This window comes from Parabacteroides sp. FAFU027, from assembly GCF_022808675.1.
Lineage (GTDB): Bacteria > Bacteroidota > Bacteroidia > Bacteroidales > UBA7332 > CAXXIC01.
On sequence record NZ_JAKZKV010000005.1, the window covers coordinates 280,575 to 304,609 of the forward strand.

Consider the following 24,035-nt stretch of genomic DNA (forward strand, 5'->3'; position numbering starts at 1 on the left):
TATTATCAAACATGTTTTACACACATATTAACCATAATATTTATGCCAAAGAGCATATTTTGCAAATATTACGAGACAAAGAGAGCTAAAAACAACAATAGTAGCGATATTTTGTTCGCTTCAAATTAACAAAAATATCGAATAATAATCAGAAGAATCCGAGAGTGTAAATCGAGGTAGTTTTACTTTTATCCCAAGCAAGAAGAAGAAGAAGAAGAAGAAGAAGACATCTGAATAAAGAAAAACCCGATTCCGGAAAGACCAGAATCGGGTTTTTACAATATAATTGAATAATCTATTCCTATTCGATAAAGGCAACAATTTCACCTTTCTGTACCATTTCCCCTTGTTTAGGATAAGTAGCAACGATTTTACCATCGAAACCTGCTGTTACCGCTTCAGGACCATAGGTTGACTGTACATAACAGATTGGCTCTCCTGCTTTAACCTTATCACCCACATTAGGCTCCTTGCTCACATCAAGGATGTCATATTGCCAGATAATCTGACCACGAACAGGTGCTTGTACCGGTTTTGCATTCGGGAATTTCTCAGTAACTTTCTCGATATCTACTTTTGGAACTTCGATAACCGGACGGGTAATTACGATAGGCGCACCGGCTTTTGCTTTCGCAGCTTCCAGTTCCTGCTCGAAACGTTTTTTTGCAGTACCATTACGGTAGTCGCGATACTGACGGTCGTGCATTGCAAGCTCCAACAGTTCTTCGTCGTCCTGACCAAAATCCCAGCCGTTTTCTTTCATTTCGGCTTTGTATTTATCCAGCTCGTTAGGGAATGCATCCTGAGGATTGCCTTCATAGAATTCGAGCCCCTGTTCTTTTACCATTTTCAGGATTTCAGGAGCAAGTTCACCCGGAAGTTTACCTGTTTTACCCAAAATCATATCCCATGCGTTTTTGTCGATAGTTGACCAGCGTGGTTCTCCTTTGAGCATGTGCATTACGTTCATCAATGCAATGTTTTTCACATACTGGCTGAATGGAGTTACCAACGGAGGATATCCAAGGCGAGGCCAAATATATTCAACCTCCTGGAACAACAGAACTACGAGTTCGTTCAATGTAACCTCTTTCTTGTTTTGAGCACGAAGAGACATATTAATTGCACTGTGCATACCTCTCAGGTCAGCCATCATAGAGCCCATCATACCACCAGGCAGACCACAGCCAACAAGTAGCGAAGTCATGTGTTTGTTACCCGGATCGATGAAGTAACCGAGGAAGTCATCCATAAATGACTGAGTCAAAGAACGAGCTTCCATATAAGCTTCCATGTTGATATCAGGCACTTTGAAGCCGTCAGCTTTCAACATAGCCTGAATAGTGATCACGTCAGGGTGAACCATACCCCATGACAGCGGCTCCATAGCCACGTCAAGGTAGTCTGCTCCCGCACGTGCAACTTCAAGCATTGAAGCTACCGAGAAACCCGGGCCAGTGTGACCGTGATATTGAACAACAATGTGAGGATATTTCTTTTTGATAGAAGCAGTCAATTGAGCGAGGAAAGTAGGACGACCAATACCGGCCATGTCTTTCAGACAGATTTCGTCACATCCAAACTTAACGGCATTGTCTACCACTCCCATATAATATTCCACAGTGTGAACCGGAGAGTTTGTAATACAAAGCGCAACCTGAGAAATCATTCCTGCCTCTTTGGCGTATTTCACAGAAAGTTCGTGGTTACGGCTGTCATTCAACCCACAGAAAGAACGTGCAATGTTAGTACCCTGTGCTTGTTTAACTTTGAAGAAAAGTTGACGAACATCAGCAGGAACAGGATACATACGGATTGCATTCAATCCACGCTCCAGCATGTGTGTCTGGATACCTACCTTATTAAAAGGAGCAGTCCAATCACGAACAGCTTTGTTCGGATTCTCACCATAGAGCAAGTTAACCTGCTCGAAAGCGCCACCATTGGTTTCAACGCGGGCAAAACATCCCATATCAATGATGACCGGTGCGATTTTTGTGAGCTGATCTACACGGGGAACATATTTTCCCGATGATTGCCACATATCGCGATAGACTAAACTAAATTTTATTTCGCGAGACATAAGTTAGAGTGTTGTTGATTTCAAAGGCAAAAGTAGAAAAAATCCATTCAAATAAAGGCCTATATAACTGCTTATTTTTCAATATTTTTTCGAAGCAAACATCTATTGCACACATCGTTTTTGAGTGCGCAATGATTATGGATATTATTTGTATATTATAAGAAACAAGAGGATATTCATGCACCATCAATACTCGTCAGCAAAAATATATCCCAGGTAATCAATTAGCCAAATCTTCTCAAGTGCACACAACCTTATATAATTATCAAATCTCAATTTGATTTTCAACATTTATCATGAACGCTAAATCAGAGGGGACAAAATTCGAATATAAAACCATCCTAAGGTGCGATTGACAATATGAATATGGAAATACCGAAATAGCAGATAACAAAGAGGTAGAAAGATAACCTGAAACAGAATTTCAAACAAGCTAAATTGTAATCATTACATTTTTCACCTAATATTTCTTAGCCCAAACAGGAAATGCGTACATTTACACAATCTTGAATCAATCTAAATACATTGCAAATGATCTTACATAACAAATACAGCAAAGAGGAACTCCTGAAGAGACTGGAATCAGAGACTTTCAAGCGTAAAACACTTTCATTTTACCGCTATGTCACTATTGACAAACCCTGGGATTTTAGGAACAAACTCTATCAGGAACTGACAGAACTGGAGTGTAACGGACGAATTTATGTAGCTCGTGAAGGTATAAACGCACAGATGAATGTCCCAGAACACAACAAAACAAAACTACAAGCTCTACTGAACAGTTATAACGAACTGCAGGACATGCCCATCAAATGGGCGCTGGAGGAAAAGAAACACTCTTTTCACAAGATGATTATCAAGGTACGAAAAAAGATCGTGGCTGACGGATTGAATGATGCTGACTTTGATCCGTCAAATGTCGGTCGCCACCTATCGCCGATGGAGTTTCACCGCCTGTCAAAAGATGAAAATACAATAGTTGTAGATATGCGCAACCACTACGAGAGTGCAATCGGGCGCTTTAAAAATGCGTGGTGCCCCGATGTGGATACTTTCAGGGAAGAAATTGAACTGGTTGTAAATGAGCTGAGCGACAAGAAAGAGCATAAGATTCTTCTGTACTGCACCGGTGGCGTGCGATGCGAAAAAGCCAGTGCATACATGCGTCACAAAGGCTTTCAAGATGTTAATCAACTGCATGGTGGCATCATCGCATATGCTGACGAGATGTGTCGTTTGGGAATCGAATCGAACTTTATCGGTAAAAATTTCGTCTTTGACGAACGGCTGGGTGAAGCGGTCACCGAAGATATACTGGGCCATTGCCATCAATGTGGTACTCCCTGTGATAGCTATACCAACTGCGCCAACGACGATTGTCACTTGCTTTTTATTCAATGTGAAGCGTGCGCAACCCGACATGCCGGTTGCTGTTCTGATGAATGCAAGTCTGTACTTTCTCTGTCTGAACCCGAACGCTTCGTATATCGCAATAAATTGAGGGAGAAATATGCGGAAAGTCAGATCTTCAGAAGCCGGCTTCGTCCTAAGCTCTATACCTGAACAGACTTATCAGGGAATCAGACACAATAAACTGTGACAATATCGGATAAAAGGAGTCAAACAAACACATCATTAAAATCAACGGTAAGTTCTTCGGAATTTACCTTTTTTTGTGCTAATGGCCAAAACAAGCTGAATAACATACACACTTAACATATTCACGATTATTAAAATAACAAATCGCTGAATCAGGCTCAATGTCTCAAATATTTGCAAAATAATCACGGGAAAAGAGTTGGATATTTAAAAGATTATTACAACTTTTGCATGTAAGAGTTTTCACTCAATCGAACCTGATTCCGGTTTTCTCCGGAATAAGAAGAATTGCGAAAAAACATATTTCGACCTTTTTATCTAATCTATAAATTCTTCAAACATGAAAAGAGTATTGTCGTCAATTGCACTGCTTGCTACACCGCTTTTAGCGATGGCCAGCGAAGCGGATCTGAAAGTACCCGAACTTACAGCTTCGCAGAATTCTCTTCTATCCATTGGATTTGTCGTTTGTTTTTTAGGACTGATTTTCGGACTGTATCAGTTCCTGAAAGTAAAAAATCAGAAAGCGCACCAGTCAATGCTGGATGTTTCACACGTTATTTTTGAAACGTGTAAGACTTACTTGCTGCAACAGGGTAAGTTTCTGATTATCCTCTTCCTCTTTATTGCAGCCTGCGTCGCCTTCTATTTCGGTGGATTGCAAGGCTCTGGCGTGGGTAACGTGCTATTGATTCTCAGCTGGACGGTTATCGGGATCCTTGGATCATATGGAGTGGCCTGGTTTGGTATCCGGATGAATACGCTGGCAAACAGTCGTATGGCCTTTGCATCACTCGAACGTAAACCGTTGAAACTGCTTCACATTCCATTGAATGCAGGTATGAGTATCGGTGTTGCGCTGATTTGCGTGGAGTTGATTATGATGTTAATCATTCTTCTTTTCGTCCCACGCGAAGTGGCAGGTTCTTGTTTTATCGGTTTTGCCATTGGGGAATCCCTGGGAGCTTCTGCTCTTCGTATTGCGGGAGGTATCTTTACCAAAATTGCAGATATCGGTTCCGACCTTATGAAAGTGGTCTTCAAAATCGGAGAAGACGACCCCAGAAATCCCGGTGTAATTGCCGATTGCACCGGTGATAATGCAGGAGATAGCGTTGGCCCGACTGCGGACGGTTTCGAGACTTATGGAGTAACAGGTGTGGCACTGATTTCATTTATCTGCTTAGGCGTTTTTCCCGAATATCAGGCAGAGATGATAACCTGGATTTTTGCCATGCGTATCCTGATGATCATTACATCCATTGTATCTTTCTGGATCAATAATGGAATCAGCAAAGCCAGATATAGTAATACCGACGATCTGGACTTCGAGCAACCACTGACCAATCTGGTTTGGGTAACCTCTATCCTATCCATCGTCATGACATTTGCTGCCAGCTACATGCTTATCGGACCCGATTCTACCATTGGAGCAAAAGACTGTAACCTCTGGATAATACTTTCTGGTATCATCAGTTGCGGAACATTAGGTGGAGCATTGATTCCTGAGTTCACAAAGATCTTTACCAGCACCAAATCAGGTCATGTGGAAGAGGTGGTAAATTCAGGCCGAGAAGGTGGTGCATCGCTGACTATCCTTTCAGGATTTGTAGCTGGTAACTTTAGTGCTTTCTGGCAAGGTCTGGTCTTCTTTGCATTAATGTTGACCGCCTACCTGTTTAGCACAGTTGGATTGAGCGGATTTATGGTTTATTCATCCATCTTTGCATTTGGATTAGTGGCATTTGGTCTTTTAGGAATGGGACCGGTAACTATCGCTGTGGACAGTTATGGCCCGGTAACCGACAACGCTCAATCAGTTTACGAACTATCTTTGATAGAAGACGTACCAAACGTTGCTGCTGAAATCGAAAAAGAGTTCGGATTCAAACCTGATTTTGAAAAAGCTAAACACTACCTCGAAGCAAATGACGGAGCAGGAAATACCTTTAAAGCAACAGCTAAACCGGTGTTGATCGGAACGGCTGTTGTTGGAGCCACTACCATGATCTTCTCCCTGATCCTCGTTATACAGAAAGTACTCGGAGTAACCCCCGAAACTATTCTTAATGTTCTGAACCCCTGGACTATTTTAGGCTTCCTCTGCGGAGGTTCTGTTATTTACTGGTTTACCGGTGCATCTACTCAGGCAGTAACTGTCGGTGCATACCGTGCTGTGGAATATATTCGCCAGAATATCAATCTTGACCCGAATGCCGAGAAAAAAGCTTCTGCAGAAAAGTCAAAAGAGGTGGTAAAAATCTGTACACAATACGCACAAAAAGGGATGTTCAATATCTTTATTGCAGTCTTTTCATTTGCACTGGCATTTGCCTTCATTTCCGGTCGTGAAGTAGAGGGAGCTGAGCCTCAGGTGGCTTTTGCGGCTGCATCCTTCTTCATTAGCTACCTCATTTCTATTGCCGTATTTGGTCTTTTCCAAGCTATTTTTATGGCAAATGCCGGTGGATGTTGGGACAATGCAAAGAAAGTGGTAGAAGTGGATCTCAAGCAGAAAGGAACTCCTCTACACGACGCTACCGTTGTGGGTGATACAGTTGGCGACCCCTTTAAAGACACCTCATCGGTGGCAATGAACCCGATTATCAAGTTTACCACGTTGTTTGGTTTATTGGCGATGGAGATTGCCATTTCTCCAAACTTCCGTCCAATAGCGCCCTATGTGGGAATTGTATTCCTGTTAATAGCCCTGATATTTGTATGGAGATCATTCTATCGGATGAGAATTGAGAAATAAATTGAAATTGGAAGTTTTGAATAAGAGTCTCATTTCGTATGAGGCTCTTATTTTTTTATAACATGGACAGAACGTTTTACGCCCGCCACGAACGTAATATTTCCCTAAAAGAAGCTACGATCTATCATTTTCAAAGAAATGAACACCTCTTTTTTGTTGTATATTGAAATGGATCTATCCATTTATCCCGATATTTACCCTATTATTCACTCAAAAATCAAAAGCAATGTCAGTAATCATGGAATTTGCGATCTTCCCGACCGATAAGGGAGCGCATGTCAGCCAATATGTCAAAAAAGTAGTCGATATGATTGATGCTCTGCCTTATAAAAGCGAGCTAACCCCGATGGGAACCATTGTAGAATGTGACACAATGGATGAATGCCTGCATATTATCTCAAAAGCCAATACCATTCTGGAAGAGGACGCCGAACGCATTTATTGTACGGCTAAGTTTGACAACAAACCAGGCAAAAGCAATCAGATGAAGCATAAGATTGAAGCCGTAAGGGGGAAATAAAGATGGAGCAAATATCTAAATCCGGACTATCTACTGAAATAATGCAGGAATTCAATGCGGTAACAAGACTGGTCATGCCAAAAGCTCCGATATCCCTTCTCTGCATATCGGAGGGGCAAACCATCATTATCTCCGGAATATCGGAAGCGGATTCAGCTTTTATATCGCAAATTGGAACACAAAGCTTACCTTAACGCTTCTTCCAATCGTTTCCACCAACTCCGGCAGAAACCGAAAACGCAATCATAGAGGTTGAAGAAGAAGTTATGCCTATGCGAAAAGGATTACCCATCCATTCTGAATTATATACCAGAAATTCAATAATCCGGGATATGGCAAAACTCACTGTTTCAGATATTACAGAAGATAAGGTTGTTATTTTGCGGGAAAACATCGAACATTTATTCAACCGGTTATCGGCCATTATTACAGGTCGTCCTGCAAGTCAGGATATTCTACCGGCAAATAACGAATTTGTATCTGCCCTGTTGATTCTACGGGAAGTAATGCATCATCTGAGTTTTGAAAAAATAACTATTCTGAAGTAGAAGCCAGTTGTGCAAGAAGAACCATCAATGGAAAAACTGAAACCTATCCAGAACCATTGAGCTTTAAAACCGATAAAAGAAATGCCCCTGTCAACCAATGGCAACAGGGGCATTTCTTCGTTCAATAACAACCGGGGATATCAGCCTGCGGTATTGAAAATCAGTTTTTATTAAAGACTAGTGTCACGCTCGGCATAGGATTTAATCCCAGTGCGGTCAAGTCAACAGAAGCAATTTTTGACTCAACTTTAGAAATTGCAGGAACTGCACTTTTCACCAAAGCCATCAAATCCGCATTATTTGCATTTGCTGTAGTATCAACCGCACTGATTAACGCTGAAATATCCGACACTGACATCCTAACGGTCATCTGAGTAGAGCTTATTGCAGCTACATCCAGTTTAATTGACCGATTAGCCAATGTTGGTAAAGTCAGGGTTACCGCACCGGTGGATACACTGTAAGTATCATTGAAGGTCAATCCCAAATAGGGCAATTTAAGTATCCCTGTTTTGTCTGACGTATAACTAATAGTACATCCCTGAAAAACGGGCAAAATCGTTTTACCAATAGAATCAGTATTAACCTGATAATACTTCATTAATATTCCTCCATCGTAGGTACACTGATTAGAATCTGTCTTCCAGTTTCCAACAATATTCTCATTAATTGTTGCTTCATCTTGCTTACAACTGGTAAATACTGGCACTAAGACAACTGCCAATAAAAACATCAAAAAACGAACTCTCTGTTTCATATCATCTCTAAGATTAAATTTTAACAGCGGCAAAGGTAGAGATTCTGGCAGAAATAACTTCCCGAAAGCAATTCTTTTTGGAGAATAAATCAAGAAATACGATGTGATTTATTCCTGAGAACGTAAGCTCTTCCACATCGGATTTCGTTTTGCAATTTCAGCAGATACCGGACAATCGTCATCATGAGCGCCGGGCAGATAGCCGATACTCATCAGAAACTCATTGACAATCTCTCCGCCGGTAAAGCGGAATGTTTTCTTAAACAGCTTCGTCCACTCCTCTTTAGTTTTAGGATGATTGTATTCCAGCCATTTTTCAAATGAGTTGTATTCTTCCTGAAGCCGGAGAATCGTCTTGGCATTCTCAATAGCCGCATTTATTTTGAGACGATTGCGGATGATGCCGGAGTCAGCCATAAGTCGTTCCCTATCCATTTCTGTGTAAGCAGCTATTTTGCGAATATCATAGTTGTCATACGCTTTGCGGAAGGAGGATTCCTTTTTCAGTATCGTTTCCCAACTCAGTCCTGCCTGGTTTATTTCAAGCAGAAGTCGGCCAAACAACTCGTTATCATCATGAATGGGAAACCCGTAATGATAATCGTGGTAGTCTTTGTGGAGAGACTTTCGTCCTTCATCCATCTGATCGAGGTATTTGCAATAGGACATAGCTATATGTTTGGTAGTTGTAACTCATTAAGTCCGACATCAGGTGGATTCATATCAAAAAATCCTTTTTGCACCTGTAATTCCCATTTTAAAGCAAATAGAAAGAATGTGAGTCTGCCCTGTCATTTCCCTGTATTCCATTGGAAAACGATTATCCTGATACACATATCGGATATGTACAGATGAAAATCCATACGAATACTTCTTCTTTGTGCTATTGTATGAGTATGTTTCTGATAAATTCCACCCTAAATCAACACCGTATAAAGGAGACGCTTTACTGCTTATTTCCACATCTTCGAGATCAGGATTCTTTTTAATATCATTTTCAATAGGTGATGCAGACATCCAACCTAATCCCATAAGCGGAGTCAGACTGATCTTTTTAGATGGTTTGAATGTATACCCAAGACTTAACTCGGGAAATACTGTCTCTGCATCACTTTCTGCAGACCAACGAATTCCTTTATAATAAAGATCTTTATGCGTATCACTAAAAGAGATAAAGGCTCTTGTATTTAACTGCCAGTTGTTGTACCCCCAGATAAATCCGAAGCCAAAACCGCCACCTGAACCAATATAATTCCGAGTTTCAGAGGATATAATTGTAGGTCCGGCATAGAATTCGATACCAAACAAAAATCCTTTGGGTTTGTATTCGTAGCGCATATAATTTCGCACATAAGAAGTCAATTTACTCTCAGGAAATTTATTTATAAAAACAGAAGCATCTGCATTGGTTTTCATCCTATAAGCATTATCTTGCATAGTTGCTGTATAGTTTTCTATGATCATTTTGATAAAAGCTTTCGAATCTGAAGCCAGCGAATTATTGCTTCCTACTTCATCCAACAGTTTTTGTTTGTTATCCACAAGCTTATTGTATAGTATCTTCCCCAGCCCGTCTTCTTTGGGCTCGATTTTTGACTTAAACTTTCCAATACTTTCATCATTTGTACTGATATATTCGTTGGTCAATGCAGTATAGTCCTTCAATATAAGATTGATTACTCTTTTTTCGAACGGATACAGTGCTACATAATATTCACTTTCATAGTCATTGACCAATGTCAGATACAGGGTACGTATAGCAGCAGTATCGTTACTTACCACTTTATCAATCAATAATGTCCGGTAGCGATAAATTTGCTCGGTCTTTGATTCAGGACGATTATTTTGCATAGGCAAAGCCTCCGCTGATACCATAGAACAAAAAAATAGATAGCACAAGAGGCTTGCTGTAATGTAAAATCTCATAATAAATATCAGGTTGAAGTAGTTGGTATAAATGATATCACTCTTTCACTTAGAAGAATTCTATTTAAAGCTGAATCGTATTGGTAATGTAAATTCCATCGAAACCAAACGACCTTCAAATCGTCCAGGTTTCCACAAAGGCATTTCCTTTACCACCCTTACCGCTTCTTTATCCAGTGCCGGATGTACCCCTCGGGCAACAGACACATCTGAAATTGATCCGTCTTTATTCACGATAAACTTTATATAAACAATGCCTGTAACTCCATTCTTTTGAGCTAAATCCGGATACTGTAGTGTTTCTCCAATATACTTATACAAAGCAGGTAGTCCTCCAACAAAAGAAGCTCTCTCCTGATAAGAACAATAGTCGGTCTTGTTTCCATCTTCATCAAAGCACTCCCCGGAAACCCACTCTCCCTTTTTCCATTTCTCAGCCCGCTTTACTTTCCCATTACGATAGAATACTGTAAAATCCCCATCCAGCATATTTTCCTTATAGGTACACTCCACTCTTTTTTCCCCACTTAAATACCATTCTGTATATTTCCCATGACTAATTGGTATCGTTGCAGTTACATTATTTCCATTATTCTTAAATTTCTGATCATACTCCTCATATTCAATCATTGGAGTATCAGATTGTAAATATCGAATCGTATGGGTATGAACATTCGGATTAAATTCATCTTTTATTTCATATCCTTCTGCCTTATCTTTATCACAGGAAATCAGATTTCCGTTTTCATAACGAACGAAGACTGTATCAGACTTCTGTGATTGCGTTTCGGTCTGAGCAACTCCATTGAAGAGGGACAAAGCAAAAAACAAAGCAAATAGTTTTTGTTTCATAATTCATTTATTTCGATAAACCAGATTTACCACTCCGGTCTCAAACGATTCCGATTTTATTAATGAAAAGGTTGTTTCTTTCGGAACATTGGGAAATAGTCGGATTCCCTTACCCAATAAGACTGGAATGACGCTTAGAGTCATTTCATCAATGGCATCCAGATTGAGGAACTGCGTAATCAGCGTTCCCCCTCCTACCAGCCAGATATTTTTCTTGCTTTCCGATTTTAGTTTTCCGATGATCTCCCGGTCAATCTGATGCAGGAGAAAAGTTTGTTCCGTCTTTACCCTGTATTCCTGATTTCCGGTAACCACATAGGTTTTGAATTCCGGATAGGGCCACTCTTCTACCAGAGCCAATAGCTCTTCATAGGTTTTCCGTCCCATGATTATCGTATCCACCCCATTGATCAGTTCATTGTAGCCATGATCAATCTGGTTGGGATTGGGCAATCCGAGCAGCCAATCCAGCGAACCATCTTCACGGGCAATAAACCCATCAATGGTTTGGGCGATAAAGAGTTGTATTTGGGTAGATTCCATAAAGTATTCAGACTTGTATTTGTGTTTATACTCTCAATAATCTGCTTTCATCAGTAAGTTTAGCATCTATCCCTATTTATTCTCATCAATCGGAGTGGATTTAGGTAGTTCAAAATGAATTATGATCGTTTTATTGGTTTCTCCCTTTTTTCCATTTACCTTTCCGGGATGAAATTTGGGCAAAAGCGAAACCAACCTCAGTGCTTCTTCATCCAGGTCAAAACCCTGCCGTTGAATAACCTGCGATTTTATGACCGAACCGTCCTTTCCGATTGTAATATTGACTGCAACATCACCACTGACTTCAGCATCTAAAGCTCTTTCCGGATATTTCAGATGATCATAAATGAATTTATTAAGCGCTTTATCTCCTCCTTTAAAAGAAGCGTAATGTGTTTTTTTATGTGTAACTACAATTCCGTAACACATATTTCCTGTAAGCTCTTCATCTAAATGAGATAGATTTAGTGTTTCTGGAATAATGGGCGGATTAGGCGTTCTAATCATCTGAGCCTCTGCTGCTTTTGCTGTTAGTAAAGTAATTCCTATTGCAATTTTCAGTTTGACTAAAGGAGATAGTGTTCGGTTTACAGTTATAGAATTTAGTAAATTGTAAAAACTCGCCAAACACTTGATGATTTGCTTTTGAATAAATAGCTTCGTGTTTTCCATTATTAGATCTTTTATAGCTTTTCTCTCATTGTTGATAAGAAAAGCGCAAATACAAGAACATTTAATCTATCTGATATAGATATCAAAAAAACTTCTTCCCATTTAATTACCCCGGCCATCCACAAGGCCGGGGTAATTATATTCACTAACCTAGTTATCCATCTTATTTCCGCCGGAAGGGATATCACCCTTTACAGCTTTTGTTTCCGGATTGATCATCTCCATCAGCTTGAGACCAAGCAGACCATCGACTGCGCTGCCGCCACTGGTACCATTGGCACCACCGATCAGGATATCCGGGATCAGCTTGATGTTGCCTTTCGATAGCTCTTCGGTAATCTTGTAACGGGTAAAGTTTTCTCCGCCCAACGCTTTTACAGCCAACTCATAAGCTTCAGCCGTAGATTTACCCACAGCTAGGATCTTGCCTGCTTCAGCCGCACCGGTTAGCGAGATTTGTTCCGCTTCGGCAGACGCTTTGAGCTTGATGGCTTCCGATTCCGCTTGCGCACGGGCCTTAGTCGCTTCAGCCTCAGCAAACGCGCGCATCTTGGTAGCTTCCGATTCGGCGCTTACCGCCAGTTTCACGCTGGCAGCATCCCCTTCCGATTTCTTCACGGTCGCATTAGCGGTACGTTCTGCAATTTCCACACTCTGTTGCGCTTTTACGATATCCTTCTGCATATCCGCGATGGCAGTCTCTTTCTCCATCCCCTGACGGGTCTCCTGAGCCTGTTTCTGTGTCTCATAAGTCACTTTTTGTTCCTCTGCAATCTTACGGTCGGTCAGTGTTTTCATCAATGACTCAGGCGGTACGATATCCCCGATCAACGTATCTACAGCGTTGACGTTATATTCGTCCAATACCGTCTTGATATGCGTTTTGGCTGATTCCTGACGCTCTTTACGGGTGCTCAGGAAGGCAATCACGTCACTATCCTGCGCCGAGTTGCGGAAGTAGTTACCAATGGTAGGCTCCAGTACCTGCGAAACCAGATTCACCATGTTACCGAAGCGGGCAATTACCTTTGGCGCTTCATTGGTTGGGACGTGGATGATCTGCGCCACATCAAGGTTGAAAGGGAATCCATCTTTGGAACGCACCGTAATGGTAGAGAGGTTCTTATCCAGGTTGTGGGCTTCACTGCGAGCTGCCGCCCAGTTGAGCACCAGGTTGGTGGTAGGCACCAACTCCACTTTCATGATATATTTATTGATGGGATATTTACCCGGACCAAGAGGTTCCATCCAAACTCCCTTAAAGCCTTTTTCTACAATGTTACCGTGTTTGAAATCACTTCCAGTAAGGTCATTTCCCTCCTGACCGATGTAAGAAATCACCACGCCCACGTAACCGATTGGAATTTCGGTCATCGGGATTTCCTCAATCTGTACCGCCCAGGGATTCAGGTTGTACGAACCTGCCAGAATGACCTGAGGCTGAAGACCGCGGTTACCACCGTTTCGGATAAAAGCGTCAAAGTCCTGGAAGTTGTTGTGGCCTTCCACCAGTTTACCGGCAATCTGTCCTGCTTCGATGGGCTGTCCGTCGAGTGTGGTGACAATTCCCACCATACTCTCCTGGATGCGTACCATATCGGTTACCGACACCTGAAACAGCATGGTGTTGATCCGGTAAGATCCTGCCGTGATATAAGCAGTCTGGCGACCGCGTTGTCCACCATTGATCAGGAATTTCTCTGCATCCTGGTAGTTATCGCACTCCACGCGCTGTGCCAAAATGTTTCCTGTCGGGATTTCGGAACCGTCTTTAGCCAACAACAGACCGATTTTACCTTCAGGAATTACGGTGAAGTCCTCCATCGTTACATCATACTGCCATACCCACATGCCGAAGTACATTCCCGGAGCGAGTGTCTTCGCCTGAAAACCGGCCTCTCCTTTTGTCGCGATGATACGACCGTCCGGCAAATTTTTGTTCTCGCCAAACAGAACGAATTTCTTCGTTACCAAACCGATCTTGTCCTCCGGGACAATGACGGTACCAAATAAAAACCGCAGTACAAACTTGTACAGAACGACTGCCAGAACCAGTGGAATGATCCACCAAAAACTCATTAGAATTTCCATAATAATTGATTGTGTTTAGAATGATATGTATTGAAAATGATAAGTTTAAAAGTTGATTTTCAAATCAAAAGTGATAATACTGTTAAGGTCGGTTCATTAGAAAAGCATTTTCATCCCCATTCCTGAAGGAGTTAAAGCCAGTTTCATCTGCACATTCCTGGAGACTCTGGATTTTATATCCTGATTATAAGTTGCAATGGCTTTACAGTAATGTATTTTAGCTGAGATCTCAATAGGTATTGCGATTCCTATAGCGGCCAGCCCAACAAACACAGGTGCAATGCTGTAGTTTGATTTTGAGTCTTCATTGACAGAATATATTAACAGATCAGTTACAGCAAGTGCGCCTCCTCCGATAAACAAAACTTTAGCCGCATTATCTAAAGATCTGAATTGTCTGAATTCTATGGATGCAGCTTTATTCGAAGAAACTATTTTCTCGATATCAGCCTGACGAAGTATTACTCCGTTTCTAAAATAGACATTTGATTTGTCTATGTTCTTAAATTCAATTGTATCTTTCAATGTTTGACAAGTAACTGAAAAAGAGGGCTGGGACAGTTGGGTATTTTCCGTTTGTTGTGCAAACGTCGGCATGAAGGCCAAAAACACTAAAATAGAAATCAGAATTACTTTCATTATAAATGATATATGATTGATTTATAGATATTGTATTGTTAGAAAAAGAAATAGCTCAGTTCCTATGTTGTAAACTGGCGTTGTGTATTATTCCTCTAATGCCTGTTCCTCATCTTCCGATTCACGTTCTTCAGAGAAAACATAAATAAATAGCCCGACAAGCGCACCACTTAAAAGCCCTCCGATATGTGCGGCATTATCAATTCCGCCTGCTAGCCCTGCAAATAAGTTGAATCCTACAAAGATCAGAATACTTGAGAGGAAAGCTTTACTGAATTCTCTCGGTAACACTTTAAGAAGCATCAGAGAAAGGAATAGACCATATAGGCCAAAGATAGCGCCAGATGCTCCGACACTTACAGTCGCATCATGCCACCAAACGCTGGCAATTCCAGAGATAATCCCTGTAACCATATATACAGAAAGGTATTTCCATTTCCCAAGGAAAGGCTCCAAAAGGGAACCGACAAATAAAAGACTGTACATGTTCATCAGCAAATGCATGATACCTCCATGCAGAAACATATAGGACAGAAGTCTCCAGGCTTCTCCATCTGCAGTATAAGGTCCATAATTAGCCCCCCAGGTAAGCAAGTCTGTACCCTGGAATGTAATAAAGCCGCATCCGTTTATAACCATCAACAGATATATTAAGAAATTCGCAATTATCAGTAATGGAGTAATGAAAAAGCCTTCTTGAGGTTTTAACCACATCAGATATTCAAACATCTCTTTTCGTTGCCTTTTTGTTTGGATATCAAGTCTTCTTTTGTCTGTTTGCTCCAGCTTAACCAAAGAAACCATGAGCAGAAACAACCCCGCCCCTATTCCAAATGAACCGAAAATCCAGGCAAAACGATCTCCGCAACGGGATTCAAATGGTTCATTACTGCCGGTTAGAATAAGCTCTTCTTTATCGCCGGCGTAGGTACCTCGGTGTACTGCTTTGTTATACTCCTTGTGTTCATCCGAGTTTCCAATACGTTCAAAATAGGTATATCCAGATAAAGGCATAGCATTAAATTTGACTATGCTCATCTCAGCAAACTGTTTCGAGAGCCGATCCTTTTCTTCGTTACTGAGACGATTACTGATACGGTCATCAAATTCAATTCCCAGATATGCTCTTTGATAATTCAATAAGGTATCAGCGGCTTTATTACTGATTGGCACAACCACGTAAATATGAATATTGAGATCTTCGTTGTGCTTGCCACTAACCTCATACTTCCATTGAGCTTTAATCCGATTCCTGTCAATATAATACTGCTTAATTGAATAATACCGGGTAGTTGCACTCTTATTAATCAGGGTAGGATATTCTAGGGTAGTAAGTTTACCGGTAGCTCTGACCATATATTCCTGTGCAACAATGGTTGTAGCTGCTATAGCAAGAGCCGCTACCAATATATATAAAGTATCCGGGTCACGACTCCCCCGGTTTAGATTGAGGAGTTTAATTCGTGGTCGTAACCAGATGATTACCGGAATCCAGACAAGCCCCATAGGCAGGAAAAGGTTTGCAATAATTTCTTTAAGTGGAATGATTTGAAGTTCAACGACCAGTAACCAATTCAGAAAAGTATAGGTAAGAATAAAAGCAATTGCAATTTTCAGAAATGGCAGATAGACCAGTTTTAATTTGTGCAGATAAGTGTTCATTGTGTGTTATTGTGATTGTGTGTATGATAATAATGTGATCTGTGATTGAATGAATGAAAATGAATCCGGGCTTTTTGATTCAGCATTGTCTTATGTTGATACCCAGTGTTCATTCGCTATAAAACTTACCCTTCCTCCAACTCGCCGGATTATTGACGATGTAGTAAGCAATCCTTCTGTACTCCTCGTCATCCCTGATAATGTGGTCATGGAAGCGTTCCTGCCAATGAAAAGACATTTTGATTTGCCTGTAGGAGTATAAGTACTCATTGCTTACCGGATTAAACTTACTATCTAACGGAAATTTATCATCAGGTTTCATTACAATTTAAAATACAGCCCTAATTTCAATCCAATCGAAAATGGTTTTATGCTTTTTGTCTGATATGTGCCCAAAACACCACTATACCCTCCATCAACCAGATAGACCTTTTTCGTTTCAGGAGACAGCACATTGTTTAATCCGTAATTAAGATAGCCACCAATATAAAGGTGTTGCTTATCTGACAACTTATAGATTCCACCCAATTCAACAACCGCTGAATAAAGAGCCTTCAGGCTATAATCGCCGTTGAAGGTCGGATGAATAGTAGTAAATCCATGTTGAGGCATATCTGTTAGTTCCGCATCCCATTGAGGATAATAACCACTGGTTACAATCTCGCCACCAGTGGTTTTATAGGTAGTATTTATCGGAAAAGCAACCTTAGCGCCAAAAGTCGATATGATTCCTATTTTGTCACTATACGTGTATTTAAATTGTCCGGTCAAAGGAATCTCTAAATAAACTGAACTTTGATTTTCCTTCCAGCCTCTAATATCGGATTTAAAAATATAAGCATCTCCATCGCTATCTATAGCCGGAGTGGCTTCTAACACGTTAAGTGTTGATGTTGCATTGAATGTTTCTATCCCAAGTCCGGTCTGGAATCCCCATTGACGAGTAAAGAAATGAGAAAAGCCAATTCCTGCCGATATTCCGGTATTTCCTTTTTGTGTTCCGTCCTGAAGAGTATAGGAAAGATTATGAAGTCCCCCTCCCAAGTTTATGTTGAGATAATTCCCCTTTTCTTGTGCATGAATTAAGGTGGATAAAATCAATCCTAAAAGTATGCTGATTCTTTTATTCATTTTTCTGAGATAATAAGTTTATTGATACGAAGGCCCTCCTTCGTGTTATTTAACAACCATTATTTTGAATACATAATCATTCCCTGCAGTGTATAAGTGCCCGATATAGGCACCGGACACCGTAAAATCAAGTTTGTTGATCGACTGAACCGCAGACGAATTGTAAACACATTTACCTTGAAGATCAAACACAGATAGTTTTGCGGTTTTTAATTCTTCCTCTTTTATCCCGTCTAAATGTACGATGCATGATTCTGAAACTCTTACCGGATTAGGGTAGATGTTTACTTTCGAATTCATGGATGGATAAAAAATCTTAGGACAACTGTAAACAGTTTTACCATCAAGAGTTGTCAGCCTGAGTGAATAAATTCCGATTAATCCAAGCGGATCGCAATAAAACTGTTTGGTAGCTCCCGGAATTTCAATATTATTTTTATACCATTGATAGCCGGTAAATCGCTCACTGGAATTATTAAAAAGGAGAACATCATCAAACTTCGAAATGATATTATCATCTGACACATTGATGGTAAATTCAAACGGATAGTCAGGACTTTCTACATTTAGTTCATTTTTCATTTTCAGAGTCCCGATGTATGTTCCGTCAAGTGTACCCTCCGGAATCGGAAATGAAAGAACTGCACTACTGTCTGTCATGGTAAGTGTGTTATAAGTGATGTTTTTCATTCCGGCGCTTAGCGCAGCATTATTGAACGTGATTTTATATTGAGTAGGAGTTCCTGTCTTAATTGTATAAGAAAGGTCCATATCATAACCTTCACACCCAGAACCAGGAGCTGACAACGGTCTTAATGTAACATAATCGGATATTTTAGCATTACTGATAATATAATTTTCAGGAGCAAAATACTTGGTAGCGGCACTACCGGTCAGAGAATAAACAACAGTAATGGTTTTATTTACACCGACATTTGCATTGTCATATTTTGCGGTCGCAGTAACTCCAATATTATTTATATCGGCAGCATCAACACCTTGTAGGTTTCCAAGTTTTGTAATTACAGCCGTTGAATTTCCGTCAACCATTTTGTTATTTATGATGGTCGGAGCCGTTATAGTCAATGGTTTCTGGGTAATTTCCCCGTTAACCGCAACGATTTGATCTGCAGCCCAGGCTGTTGAACAAACTATATTTCCTGAAATATTCCCTGAAGATGATGCCGATGAAGAGATTCTGATATTTACAGTTCTTTCTGTCACATCTCCTGCTATAGGATTAAAACGAAGAACTGTTACAAAACTGGATGCTCCATTTTCCTGGACTTCAAAACCAGCCGGTGCAGTAACAACTAAAGCCGAAGCTAGATTTGTTCCGCTGATTTTAAAGGATTGTGTAGCTGACGCAATTCCTTTCACCGTTTTAAACCCTGATAATGAACGGATTGATGGTTGTAACAAAACCGGATTTGGAGTCTTAAATGAAACTTCATCACCATAATTTGTTCCGGTACTATTTGTAGCATAAGCTCTTACATAATACCGGGTATTAGGTGCTAAATCAAATAAATTATTTGCAAATGCTCCAACGGATGTTATAGATTGTATTGTCTTACTTGACAAGTCAATTGTAGGAGTAGGATTTGTATTCCAGACAACACCACATTGAGTCGGATCATTTGTATCTAAATTACTTAGAATACCATTTCCTGTAGGGGTAACAGATAAAATATTTGTTACATCTTTTGTTATTACGGTTACAGGAAGGCCCTCTGATATATTAAAAAAGTCTTTCCATTGTGGAGCATTGACATATAGTGTTTTTTTACTTTTAGGTACACATAATACACACGCATCATTAGGTACTCCCAGAAATACAGATGAACCTAATGTGATATCAGTAGGATTATTCCCATAGGCGTATATTTCTTTTAGACTACTACAATTAGTAAATGCACCGGAGCCAATAATTGTAACTGAGCCGGGTATTGTTAGAGAACCATTAAATCCGCTACAATCTTTAAAAGAGTAATCATCAATGGTCGTAAGAGCTGAATGAATCACTAACGACCCGGTAAATCCTTTACAACTGTTGAATGAATACTTTCCTATTGATTTTACAATGGATGGTATCATCAATCTACCAGTTAAGCCGCTACAACCAGAAAATGCATAATGTCCTATTGTGAACGGAACAGCTCCCATAAATTTTAACGTTCCATTAAATCCACTGCACCCTTCAAATGCGTGATCTCCGATTTTAGCATATAATTCAAAATCAAATGGGGGAATTATTAAATCTCCGGTAAAGCCACTACATCCCGCAAACGCATTATTATCTATATATCCAATCTTATCCGGTAAAATTAAATTGCCATTAAATCCTTTACAACCGGAAAACACTCCAATATTTATACTAAGCACCGAAGATGGGATCTTTAATGACCCGGTAAAGCCACTACAATTAGAGAAAGCGTTATCATTTATGAATGAGACAGAACTTGAAATAGTTAAAGTTCCATTAAAACCACTACATCCTGAAAAAGCATAGCGTTCAATTCCATAGACAGAAGAAGGTATTATTAATGAACCCGTAAAACCACAACATCCGGTAAAAGTAGCTATATCAATCATTTTTAAAGAGTTTGACAGAACCAAATTACCATTAAAACCTTTACAATCAGAGAAAGCAGATTCTCCAATTGAAGTTACAGATGAAGGTATAATTAATGATCCAGTTATTCCACTGCAATTTTGGAACGAACCTTTTCCGATTTCTGCTAATGAATCCGGGAAAGTTAAAGTCCCATTAAAACCACTACAATCAACAAAAGCTCCTTCTTCTATAGTTTTTACTCTAGCTGGTATTTTTAAGTCTCCGGTAAAACCAGAACAAGCACAAAAGGTTCCAAAATAAATATTAGTTATTGAATCTGGCAGAGTCAGGGTACCATTAAAACCACTACAATAAGCAAATGCACCTCCCCCTATTTCTGTTACTGATGATGGAATATTGAGTGAACCTGTAAATCCACTGCATCCTGAAAACGCACTCGATTTAATTGTCTTTACTGAACTGGGAATAATTAACGTTCCAGTAATTTTAGAGCATCCACTAAATGCTCCAGACCCAATAGTTATTACAGATGCGGGTATATTTAGTGTGCCAGAAAGAGCAGAATAAGCAAAAGCATTTTCACCGATAGATGTTATAGAAGCAGGCAAGATTATAGTCCTTAAACTTGCTTTACCTGTTGTAGGAAATGAATAATATATATTAAAAGCATATTTGGGAATTTCATTTGCCGGATATTCAATAAAAGCACTAGAATCAGCATCTGAATATCCCATTGACCCCTGGTTTCCATAATAATGTTTGACAGAAACATTCCTAATATCAATATTGGCTAATTTGGGCATTTTGTCTTTCATCGTCTTAAAATCCCTCGCATCAATATCTCCAGTAAGCGTCAGGTCTGTAATGGTACTAAGCTCAGTTGAGGTAAGTCGTGTCGATAAAGTTCCGGGGGTTATCACATTAACAGTTTTTGCCACCTGAGCTTGTCCTGAAATATACAGCAACAAGCCAATAAATAGTAAGAGTAATTCTTTTCGTGTCATTATGTGTTATTTCAAAAAATGTAATTCAATAATAAGTTTATTCACCATAAAACCGATCCTTCCTCCAGTTTGCCGGATTATTGACGATGTAGTAAGCAATCCGTCTGTACTCCTCTTCATCCCTAATGATGTGGTCATGGAAGCGTTCCTGCCAATGAAAAACCAGATGATTGGTCGTGGCATACGATTTAACCCCTGATTTAAATCCCCGAATGATAGATCCGAGGTTTCGGGACTGCGGTCCGAATTGATTCATAGAATGCGGTGTTTCCCGTAGAGACGCATGATTATGCGTCTCGTTCAATAATCCTGAAACATTTAGCGCATGATTATGCGTCTCATTGGACAATTCTGATACATTTGACGCATGATTTTGCGTATCATTCAATAATGCGAAATCATCAGACGCACAATCCTGTTCATGAGACACAAAATCTTGCGTCTTATTTGTTTCACACTGCTCATGAGACGCAAAATCTTGCGTCTCTACGGATGAATCACCATTTTTCAGCTCCTTTACCGGTTTATTGATATGAATAATTCCATGCACATGATTGGGCATCACGATGTGTTCGGCCAGTTCCACAAAGGGAAAATGTTGTGGAATCTCTAACCAATATTGATCAGCTATCTGCCCCAATTCGTTCAGTATCATCTTATCCTCCACTATTTTCCCGAAATAATGGCGATGAGCCGCTGTACATATCGTCACAAAATAAGCCCCGTTATTGCCATAATCCCACCATGCAGCACGTGCAGAAGGAATGCGGTATTTCCCGGCAAATTTTTCGTTGTTCATATTCCAATATTTTTCCATAACGGTAATCCATCCATTTCCCCACCCGGTAGAGACGCATGATTATGCGTCTCATAAATATAATTCATCCATTTAAACGCAAGATTTTGCGTCTCATAATTGCAATAACAAACCATCTGAAATGCCATGGATGATATTTGATACACATGAAATGGTATTTGATACGCCTGGTACGATATTAGAGACGCAAAATCTTGCGTCTCTACGGTGCGGATGCGGATGTACTACCTCTTATTTTTTTCATGATTGGCTGCTTATGCGGAATCCTATCTCTTGTTCATCTCCCGGAATTGCTGAATGGTCTCTTCCTTGATCTTCGGCCAAAGGAGTCTGTCAACACTCAGCACGGCTGTGGTATCCGGTTTGTCGCCAAAAACACACGATTAAAGATTTCTATTTGGAGACTCTCTCAAAAAATTGACCGTTATATTTATAGGTTATAAACTGATTTGTAACCTTTAATTTATTGGTCACAACCGGTATTTTGAGTGTTTTTGTATTTTCATCAAAATAGATGAGCTTTACAGGTCTTTCCTTTCTGTTGGCAACTGAGAAAAAATCAAATTCAAAATACAGTTTATTTCTGATCCCGGTTTTGGTTTTAATTAATCTGACTTTGTCATTCAGTTTTTCGTTATCTATACTGAATAACTGGACTCCTTGCATACATCCACTTGAGGAATACTCTGCGTTTCCATAAGCTATATAAACCTTTTTACTTCCAGTTTCTAACGTAAATATTTCAGAATACCAGCAACCAATATCTCCTTCCTGCCTATTCTCGTTCAGACTTTTTGAACAAACCTTTTTATCTCCCTGATACTGACATATACTTTCATAATCTTTCATTGTACCACCCAATTCAGTATCCCATGAATAGATTCTGAATTTCTTATCCGAAGATGTTGTTATGATTAAGTGTGCTTTTTTCAACTCACTAAAATCATAAGCAAGGGTAGAAGGTATTTTGCTGGTATAATTCAATAGTTTATCATAAAATATCTCATTCTCATTATCTAATGAATCCTCTGCACTTATCTTTGCATTTCCAGTAAAATGTGCCCAATAAGATATTTTCGTCAAATGCTTTAACAACTCATTCTCAACAACCTTAAGATTCTGTCCATAAATTGTAAATGAACAAAATACCAACCAAACGATTAGCTTGTTTCTCATATATAAATATCGAATAATCAGATTAAATATTTACATCAATACTAATTCACACCTAAACCCCAATTAAGGATCAGATTCTACGAAAAGAAGCTATTTCTTCCATTCTACAATTTTATAATCAACAATTGCAGAGTCATTTGATAAACTGATAATTAAATCCCGGCCTTTAATAGGATCAATATCCCACCCATAATCCAGATATAAAATATAGCCAATTCGCTTTTCTTTTTTTTTCATCATAAATTTCCGGCTTCCCTAGCAAGCGGATTATTTCAGGATACTTCATTCCTTTATATAAGTAATGATCCATTAAATCCTTAACGATAGGTTCTCTTTGAGAAAAATCAGTCCCATCAAAATTAATCCAGGAATCTTTATCAAATGGTTTATTTCTATTCTTACACGAGACTAAGAACAAGAATAAAATCAATAATGAAAATCCTATTTTACAAAGCCGGCAATAATTTCTTAATCTCATTTATTTTCAATCGAAACATTTGTTCAGGATAAAGAATCTTATTAAGAATTGGATTTTCTTGAAAAGACAAGTCTATCTCCATTCCACAAATGTACACAGATAACTCTATAATTTATCATTTCACACCTATTAATCACAAATTAAACAGAAAAAATTGTTTCTAATACACTTATCCCATTAATACAAACTAACAGGCAAGAG

The 24,035-nt window shown here is 39.6% G+C and carries 20 protein-coding genes; 5 read left to right on the plus strand and 15 right to left on the minus strand.

Features of this window, described 5'->3' with window-relative positions; all coding sequences use genetic code 11:
• Positions 1-301 precede the first annotated feature (301 nt).
• Complete coding sequence (locus MLE17_RS09845) at positions 302-2,083, minus strand: biotin/lipoyl-containing protein (protein WP_243348622.1); 1,782 nt, start codon at positions 2,081-2,083, stop codon at positions 302-304.
• Positions 2,084-2,614: 531 nt separating this feature from the next.
• Here MLE17_RS09845 and MLE17_RS09850 point away from each other — a divergent pair.
• The 4 genes from MLE17_RS09850 to MLE17_RS09865 all read left to right on the plus strand — a co-directional run bounded on the left by MLE17_RS09850 (position 2,615) and on the right by MLE17_RS09865 (position 7,508).
• On the plus strand, positions 2,615-3,646 hold the full coding sequence (locus tag MLE17_RS09850; RefSeq protein WP_243348623.1) for a rhodanese-related sulfurtransferase: 1,032 nt from the start codon (positions 2,615-2,617) through the stop codon (positions 3,644-3,646).
• Between the two features lie 376 nt (positions 3,647-4,022).
• Entirely contained in the window at positions 4,023-6,440 is a 2,418-nt protein-coding gene (locus MLE17_RS09855; protein ID WP_243348624.1) for a sodium-translocating pyrophosphatase, read from the plus strand.
• A gap of 226 nt (positions 6,441-6,666) precedes the next feature.
• On the plus strand, positions 6,667-6,960 hold the full coding sequence (locus MLE17_RS09860) for an MTH1187 family thiamine-binding protein (RefSeq protein ID WP_243348625.1): 294 nt from the start codon (positions 6,667-6,669) through the stop codon (positions 6,958-6,960).
• 332 nt (positions 6,961-7,292) lie between these two features.
• Positions 7,293-7,508 (plus strand): hypothetical protein, encoded by a 216-nt coding sequence (locus MLE17_RS09865; protein ID WP_243348626.1) that lies wholly within the window; start codon positions 7,293-7,295, stop codon positions 7,506-7,508.
• A 160-nt stretch (positions 7,509-7,668) separates the two neighbouring features.
• Here MLE17_RS09865 and MLE17_RS09870 read toward each other — a convergent pair whose 3' ends face one another.
• The 9 genes from MLE17_RS09870 to MLE17_RS09910 form a co-directional block, all read right to left on the minus strand.
• On the minus strand, positions 7,669-8,265 hold the full coding sequence (locus tag MLE17_RS09870; protein ID WP_243348627.1) for a hypothetical protein: 597 nt from the start codon (positions 8,263-8,265) through the stop codon (positions 7,669-7,671).
• A gap of 108 nt (positions 8,266-8,373) precedes the next feature.
• Complete coding sequence (locus MLE17_RS09875; RefSeq protein ID WP_243348628.1) at positions 8,374-8,934, minus strand: DNA-3-methyladenine glycosylase I; 561 nt, start codon at positions 8,932-8,934, stop codon at positions 8,374-8,376.
• A gap of 54 nt (positions 8,935-8,988) precedes the next feature.
• Positions 8,989-10,140: a hypothetical protein gene (locus tag MLE17_RS09880; protein ID WP_243348629.1), complete on the minus strand. Its 1,152-nt coding sequence runs from the start codon at positions 10,138-10,140 to the stop codon at positions 8,989-8,991.
• Positions 10,141-10,251: 111 nt separating this feature from the next.
• Positions 10,252-11,043, minus strand: a complete 792-nt coding sequence (locus MLE17_RS09885) for an energy transducer TonB (protein WP_243348630.1) — start codon at positions 11,041-11,043, stop codon at positions 10,252-10,254.
• 3 nt (positions 11,044-11,046) lie between these two features.
• Positions 11,047-11,586: a dihydrofolate reductase family protein gene (locus MLE17_RS09890; protein WP_243348631.1), complete on the minus strand. Its 540-nt coding sequence runs from the start codon at positions 11,584-11,586 to the stop codon at positions 11,047-11,049.
• Positions 11,587-11,658: 72 nt separating this feature from the next.
• Positions 11,659-12,258 carry an energy transducer TonB gene (locus MLE17_RS09895; protein ID WP_243348632.1) on the minus strand — a complete coding sequence of 200 codons (600 nt, stop codon included), beginning with the start codon at positions 12,256-12,258 and terminating at the stop codon, positions 11,659-11,661.
• Between the two features lie 150 nt (positions 12,259-12,408).
• A complete protein-coding gene (locus MLE17_RS09900) occupies positions 12,409-14,349 on the minus strand; it encodes an SPFH domain-containing protein (protein WP_243348633.1) in 1,941 nt (646 codons plus the stop codon).
• Between the two features lie 96 nt (positions 14,350-14,445).
• Positions 14,446-14,988 (minus strand): hypothetical protein, encoded by a 543-nt coding sequence (locus MLE17_RS09905; protein ID WP_243348634.1) that lies wholly within the window; start codon positions 14,986-14,988, stop codon positions 14,446-14,448.
• An 87-nt stretch (positions 14,989-15,075) separates the two neighbouring features.
• Positions 15,076-16,650, minus strand: a complete 1,575-nt coding sequence (locus MLE17_RS09910) for a rhomboid family intramembrane serine protease (protein WP_243348635.1) — start codon at positions 16,648-16,650, stop codon at positions 15,076-15,078.
• 49 nt (positions 16,651-16,699) lie between these two features.
• Here MLE17_RS09910 and MLE17_RS09915 point away from each other — a divergent pair, with 49 nt between their 5' ends.
• Positions 16,700-16,912, plus strand: a complete 213-nt coding sequence (locus MLE17_RS09915) for a hypothetical protein (RefSeq protein ID WP_243348636.1) — start codon at positions 16,700-16,702, stop codon at positions 16,910-16,912.
• A 59-nt stretch (positions 16,913-16,971) separates the two neighbouring features.
• Here the strand turns inward: MLE17_RS09915 and MLE17_RS09920 are convergent, their stop codons facing one another.
• The 5 genes from MLE17_RS09920 to MLE17_RS09940 all read right to left on the minus strand — a co-directional run bounded on the left by MLE17_RS09920 (position 16,972) and on the right by MLE17_RS09940 (position 23,834).
• Complete coding sequence (locus MLE17_RS09920; RefSeq protein WP_243348637.1) at positions 16,972-17,781, minus strand: PorT family protein; 810 nt, start codon at positions 17,779-17,781, stop codon at positions 16,972-16,974.
• 45 nt (positions 17,782-17,826) lie between these two features.
• On the minus strand, positions 17,827-21,363 hold the full coding sequence (locus MLE17_RS09925; protein WP_243348638.1) for a leucine-rich repeat protein: 3,537 nt from the start codon (positions 21,361-21,363) through the stop codon (positions 17,827-17,829).
• Between the two features lie 37 nt (positions 21,364-21,400).
• Positions 21,401-22,162, minus strand: coding sequence for a transposase (locus MLE17_RS09930; RefSeq protein ID WP_243348639.1), 762 nt, complete (start codon positions 22,160-22,162; stop codon positions 21,401-21,403).
• Positions 22,163-22,573: 411 nt separating this feature from the next.
• A complete protein-coding gene (locus MLE17_RS09935) occupies positions 22,574-23,356 on the minus strand; it encodes a hypothetical protein (RefSeq protein ID WP_243348640.1) in 783 nt (260 codons plus the stop codon).
• 175 nt (positions 23,357-23,531) lie between these two features.
• Positions 23,532-23,834, minus strand: a complete 303-nt coding sequence (locus MLE17_RS09940; protein ID WP_243348641.1) for a hypothetical protein — start codon at positions 23,832-23,834, stop codon at positions 23,532-23,534.
• Positions 23,835-24,035 lie beyond the last annotated feature (201 nt).